This window comes from Blautia sp. AF14-40, from assembly GCF_003479665.1.
GTDB classification, from domain to species: Bacteria; Bacillota; Clostridia; order Lachnospirales; family Lachnospiraceae; genus Fusicatenibacter; species Fusicatenibacter saccharivorans.
The window spans coordinates 1-6,025 of record NZ_QUHK01000059.1; the positions used below are offsets into that span (position 1 = coordinate 1).

Below are 6,025 nucleotides of genomic sequence, written 5' to 3' on the forward strand. Positions count from 1 at the left end.
ATAAGTTTGTGCAAAATTCGATATTTGCTCATTTATAGTATATAGCATAACTAAGGAACGTAAACAAAAAAATAAAGTATAAGGTTTGCTTTAGGGAAACAAAGAACAAAAAAGTATATGTATTGGAGGAGAGTTATTTATGATCGTACCACGTTATTATGAAAATCTAAGCGTACTGCACGAAAACACAATGCCAGCCAGAGCCTATTATATTCCGGCATCCAAAAGAATGGATAACTTGGTGGAACACAGAGAAGAATCAGATCGTATGCAGTTATTGAATGGAACTTGGAAATTCCAGTATTTTAACAGCATCTATGACATTCAGGATTCTTTCTTTGAGAAGAATTATGATACAGAAAATTTTGATGAGATTCAGGTTCCAAGTGTATGGCAGATGGCAGGATATGATACACACCAGTATACAAACATCCGGTATCCGTTTCCGTTTGATCCACCATATGTGCCACAGGATATTCCGTGTGGAGCTTATGTACATAATTTTGAGTACAGCAGAGATGAGAAAGCATCAAAAGCTTTTTTGAACTTTGAAGGAGTAGACAGCTGCTTTTATGTATGGATCAATGGCTCTTACATAGGATACAGCCAGGTTTCACATATGACCAGTGAGTTTGATGTTACCGATGTACTTCAGGATGGAAAGAATACGGTGGCAGTGTTGGTAATGAAATGGTGTGATGGTTCCTATTTGGAAGATCAGGACAAATTCCGTATGAGTGGTATTTTCCGGGATGTGTACATTTTGAAACGCCCAAAACAGGCAATCAGTGATTATCATATTAAAACAAGAATTGAGGATATGCTTGCGAAAGTAGAAATTGAAATGAAATTCTACTTTCCCTTAAATGTAAAAATTTCGATTGAAGATAGAAACGGAGCAGTTGTAGCACTAGGAAGTATTGCTGAAGAAGGAACAGCTGTATTAGAAATTGCAAGTCCGGAACTTTGGAATACAGAAAATCCATATCTATATAAACTGATTCTTGAAACAGAGAATGAAGTAATTGTAGATCACATTGCATTAAGAAAGATAGAGATTAAAGACCAGATCATTTACCTAAATGGACAGAAGATTAAATTCCGTGGTGTCAATCGACATGATTCCGATCCGGTTACTGGATTTACAATCAGTCTGGAACAGCTCACAACCGATCTTACGTTAATGAAGCAGCATAATTTTAATGCGATCCGTTCCAGCCACTATCCGAACGCACCATTTTTCTATGAAATGTGTGACAAGTATGGATTCATGGTAATAGATGAAGCAGATATTGAAGCTCATGGTCCATTTATGATCTACAGAAAAGAAGACACTGATTACAATCGGTTCAAACGATGGAATGAGAAGATTGCAGATGATCCGGTATGGGAAGAGGCAATCGTTGATCGCGTAAAACTCATGGTGGAACGTGACAAAAACCGTTTCTGTATTGTTATGTGGTCAATGGGAAATGAGAGTGCTTATGGCTGCAACTTTGAAAAAGCACTGGAATGGACAAAGAATTTTGATCCAGACCGTATCACACAATATGAGAGTGCAAGATACCGTAATTATGATGAAACATATGATTACAGCAATCTGGATGTGTACAGCCGGATGTACCCGGCGCTTTCCGAAATTCAGGAATATCTGGATAAAGATGGAAGCAAACCCTTCCTTTTGGTAGAGTACTGTCACAGCATGGGAAATGGACCTGGAGATTTTGAAGATTACTTCCAGATGATTCAGGATAATGATAAAATGTGCGGCGGCTTTGTCTGGGAATGGTGTGACCATGCGATTGCTCATGGAACTGCTGAGAATGGAAAGACTATATATGCTTATGGGGGCGACCATGGCGAAGAAATTCATGATGGCAACTTCTGTATGGATGGATTAGTATATCCGGACAGAACGGTACATACAGGACTTTTGGAATACAAGAATGTTTATCGCCCGGCAAGAGTTATTTCCTATAACAAAGAAAGCGGAGAACTGGTGCTTCATAACTACATGGATTTTGATGACTTGAAAGATTATGTGAAGATTAGTTATGAGCTGACACAGGATGGTCTTGTGATCAGCAAAGGCATACTTCCGGAGTTTTCTGTGGCACCACACGGGGAAGGAAAAACAAACCTGAAGATCAATGTTCCAGAGAATGGGAAATGTTATTTAAAACTTATTTACCATCTGAAAAAAGAATTGCCACTGTTGGATGAAGACCATATTCTTGGATTTGATGAAATTGAGGTAAGTAAAGAGGATACAAAATGTAAACTTGCAGAGAAATGGATACCAAAAACAGTAGTGGACTCTGAATTACAGGTAAATGAAAATGATACACAGATTCATATCAAGGGGCGTGAATTTGCTTATACCATAGACAAACGTACTGCACTCTTTACAGAGATGAAATTCGCAGGGCGGGAATACTTGAACCATCCGATGGAATTAAATATTTGGAGAGCTCCAACAGATAACGATATGTACATCAAGTCTGAATGGAAGAAAGCCCACTATGATAAGGCTTACACAAGAGCCTATACGACAGAGGTTGTGCAGGGAAAACATGGTGTGAAGATTACAAGCCATGCTTCCGTTGTGGCAGAGACAGTACAGAAGATTCTTGATGTGACGATTACATGGAAAATAGAAGCTGCTGGAAAGATTGATGCAGATATTGCAGTAACAAAAGACGATGAATTCCCGGATCTTCCGAGATTTGGTGTGAGGATGTTCCTGGATAAAAAACTTTCAGCTGTAAGATACTTTGGAATGGGACCACAGGAAAGTTATTGTGATAAACATCAGGCTGCGAGCCACGGTTTGTACCGGGCAGATGTAGGGGATTTACATGAGGACTATATCCGTCCACAGGAAAATGGAAGCCATTATGATTGTGAATATGTAGAGCTTAACAACAGCCGATATGGAATTGTGGCATCCGCAGAAAAGGCATTTTCATTCAATGCTTCTTATTATACACAGGAAGAACTTGAGAAGAAAACGCATAATTATGAATTAATAGAATCAGATAGTGTAGTATTCTGTGTTGACTACGCATTAAATGGCATTGGTTCTAATAGTTGTGGTCCAGTTGTATTAGATCAGTACCGATTTGATGATGTATTATTCCGGTTCCAGTTTACGCTGATACCGTATGTAAAGGGATAATAAAGTTTCATGTAACCCGTAAACAAAGAAGGATAGTCTGATTGTAATGTAAAGTCCGGATATACAGAGCAATCAGACAAAAACAGAGAAAAAAACAGAATTAGACATCATACGGTTAGACATATTGAGATTCTAAGTGCGATGAAGATGAGGAGCAAAGAAATTCGATGGAAGAAAAAAAGTATTTGAAATGGTATAACAAAATTGGATACGGATCAGGTGATGTTGCAGGTAATGTAGTCTATGCGTTCCTGACATCTTTTATGATGGTCTATCTGACGGACTCGGTAGGACTTGCTGCAGGTGTCGTGGGTACCCTGATTGCCGTATCAAAACTATTTGATGGTTTTACGGATATATTTTTTGGATCAATGATTGACAAAACACACAGTAAAATGGGAAAAGCGAAACCCTGGATGCTATACGGATACATTGGTTGTGCCATTACGCTGGTCTGCTGCTTTGCAGTACCAGTCAGCTTTGGAACAACGGCTAAATATGCATGGTTCTTTATTTCTTATACACTGTTAAATGGTGTGTTTTATACAGCAAACAATATTGCTTATTCAGCACTTACGTCACTGATTACAAAGAACAGCAAAGAGCGTGTACAGATGGGATCTTACCGTTTTATTTTTGCATTTTCAACAAGTCTTCTGATTCAGGCGATTACAGTTGAATTTGTAGATAAATGTGGTGGAGATGCTGCGGCATGGAGAACGGTTGCTATTATCTATGCAATCATTGGTCTGGTCGTAAATACGATTTCAGCACTTTCTGTTAAGGAACTTCCGGAGGAAGAACTTAATGAAGGAGAAGTAAAGAATGATAATGAAAAGTACGGAATGGTACAGGCATTCAAGCTTCTTGTTAAAAACAAATATTACATGATGATTTGTGGAACATATATTTTACAGCAGTTATATGGTGCCATGATTGGAGCTGGCATTTATTACATGACATGGGTACTGAAAAATAAGAATTTGTTTGGACAATTTGCATGGGCAGTAAATATTCCACTGATCATTGCCCTGATTTTCACACCGACATTAGTTGGTAAGTGGAAAGGTATGTATAAACTGAACTTAAGAGGTTACGTCTTAGCAGTCATCGGTAGAGCACTTGTTGTTGTTGCCGGATATATGGGCAGTGTTCCGCTGATGATGGCATTTACAGCTCTTGCAGCCTTAGGTCAGGGACCATGGCAGGGAGATATGAATGCAGTTATCGCATCTTGCTCTGAATACACTTATCTTACGCAGGGAAAGAGAATTGACGGAACGATGTACTCTTGTACTTCTCTTGGTGTAAAAATCGGTGGAGGTATTGGAACCGCTGTTGTTGGATGGATGCTTGAGTTCAGTGGATATGTCGGAACAAATGCAACTCAGCCACAGTCTGCACTTGATATGATGCAGTTCATGTATCTTTGGCTTCCGTTAATCTTTGATGTATTGATTATGTTTGCACTTTCAAGAATGAATGTAGAAGATGCAAATAAAAAACTGAAAGCAGAAAAAGGAATTGCTGCAGATGAAGTAACGGATGCATTAGACATAAATTAGAATTGACAGGAGAAAGCGTTGTCTGGTCGTTGCTCGATGAGACAGTGCTTTTTTCTATATATAAAGTGATAGAACTGTATTTTGAAAATAAAAAAGGACCACTTCATTTTTGTGAAATGGCCTTAAGAAAATATTCAGTTTTCACAAAATAGTCCTTTTAGTATTTATACATGGTAAGGATGCTCAAAATATTCAGCGTAGAATACTAAAAGGTCATTCAGATATTTTTTTAGGTTGCTCATTTGCAATTCCTCCTTTCCTTATTTACAAGTTGATTATAAGATAGGTGTAAAAGGATTGCTTGCCAAATCGAAAGAAGATATAGACAAATGTTGCAAAGGGGAGTATTTCATGCAGTTAAAATATGTTGACACAAAAGAGGAGATTATAGCAATAAATAGGAAGTCAAAACATATTGAACCACATCTTCATAATGCACTGGAGATCGTTTGTGTAACAAGTGGAGCATTAGAACTTGGTGTCGGACAGGAACTATACCATATGGAAAAAGGAGATATAGGCTTTGTATTTCCAGATGTTATTCATCACTATCAGGTACTGACACCCGGTGTAAATAAAGCGACTTATCTGATCGCATCGCCATTTACGATAGCCAAATTTGCAGATATCATGCAATCCATGGCTCCTGAATACCCAATCATCAAAGCGGAAAAGGTTGAACCGGAGGTATATAGGGTTATAAATGCAATTTTAGAGACAGAACAGTCGGATATTACTGTTGCACAGGCATATCTTCAAATTGTGTTGGCACGCTGCATAGGAAAATTAAATTTGGTAGAAAAGAGTAGTGTGGGGAGCAATGATCTTATTTACCAGACAGTTTCCTATATATCAGCAAATTTTAAGAAGAAGTTTTCTCTGGAAGAGATGGCAAAAGACCTGGGCGTGAGCAAATATGTTTTATCCAGACTCTTTTCCAAAACATTCCATAGAAACTTTAATCAATATCTTAACGATGCAAGGCTGAACTATGCATGCCATCGTTTGGAAAATACGAGTGATTCTATTACAAATATTTGTCTGGATAGTGGATTTGAAAGTCAGAGAACGTTTAACCGAGTATTTAAAGAAAGATATAAAATATCACCAAGTGATTATCGAAGTACTTGTGTGAAAGAGATGTTGTCATAAAAGGTTCTGTTGATCGAAATATTTACTTTGATTTTACAGTGCTATGTATTTGATTTCATGTGTGGATGATATAATATAAAAATATTTGTAGCTATAAATGAGCAAATATCGAATTTTGCACAAACTTATC

The 6,025-nt window shown here is 37.8% G+C and carries 3 protein-coding genes; all 3 read left to right on the top strand.

What is annotated here, in order from left to right; translation table 11 throughout:
• Nucleotides 1–139 precede the first annotated feature (139 nt).
• The 3 genes from DWW13_RS17580 to DWW13_RS17590 all read left to right on the top strand — a co-directional run bounded on the left by DWW13_RS17580 (nucleotide 140) and on the right by DWW13_RS17590 (nucleotide 5,895).
• Nucleotides 140–3,178, top strand: coding sequence for a glycoside hydrolase family 2 TIM barrel-domain containing protein (locus DWW13_RS17580; RefSeq protein ID WP_118720715.1), 3,039 nt, complete (start codon nucleotides 140–142; stop codon nucleotides 3,176–3,178).
• A 167-nt stretch (nucleotides 3,179–3,345) separates the two neighbouring features.
• On the top strand, nucleotides 3,346–4,743 hold the full coding sequence (locus DWW13_RS17585; protein WP_055221854.1) for an MFS transporter: 1,398 nt from the start codon (nucleotides 3,346–3,348) through the stop codon (nucleotides 4,741–4,743).
• A 351-nt stretch (nucleotides 4,744–5,094) separates the two neighbouring features.
• Entirely contained in the window at nucleotides 5,095–5,895 is an 801-nt protein-coding gene (locus DWW13_RS17590; protein ID WP_019163021.1) for a helix-turn-helix transcriptional regulator, read from the top strand.
• Nucleotides 5,896–6,025 lie beyond the last annotated feature (130 nt).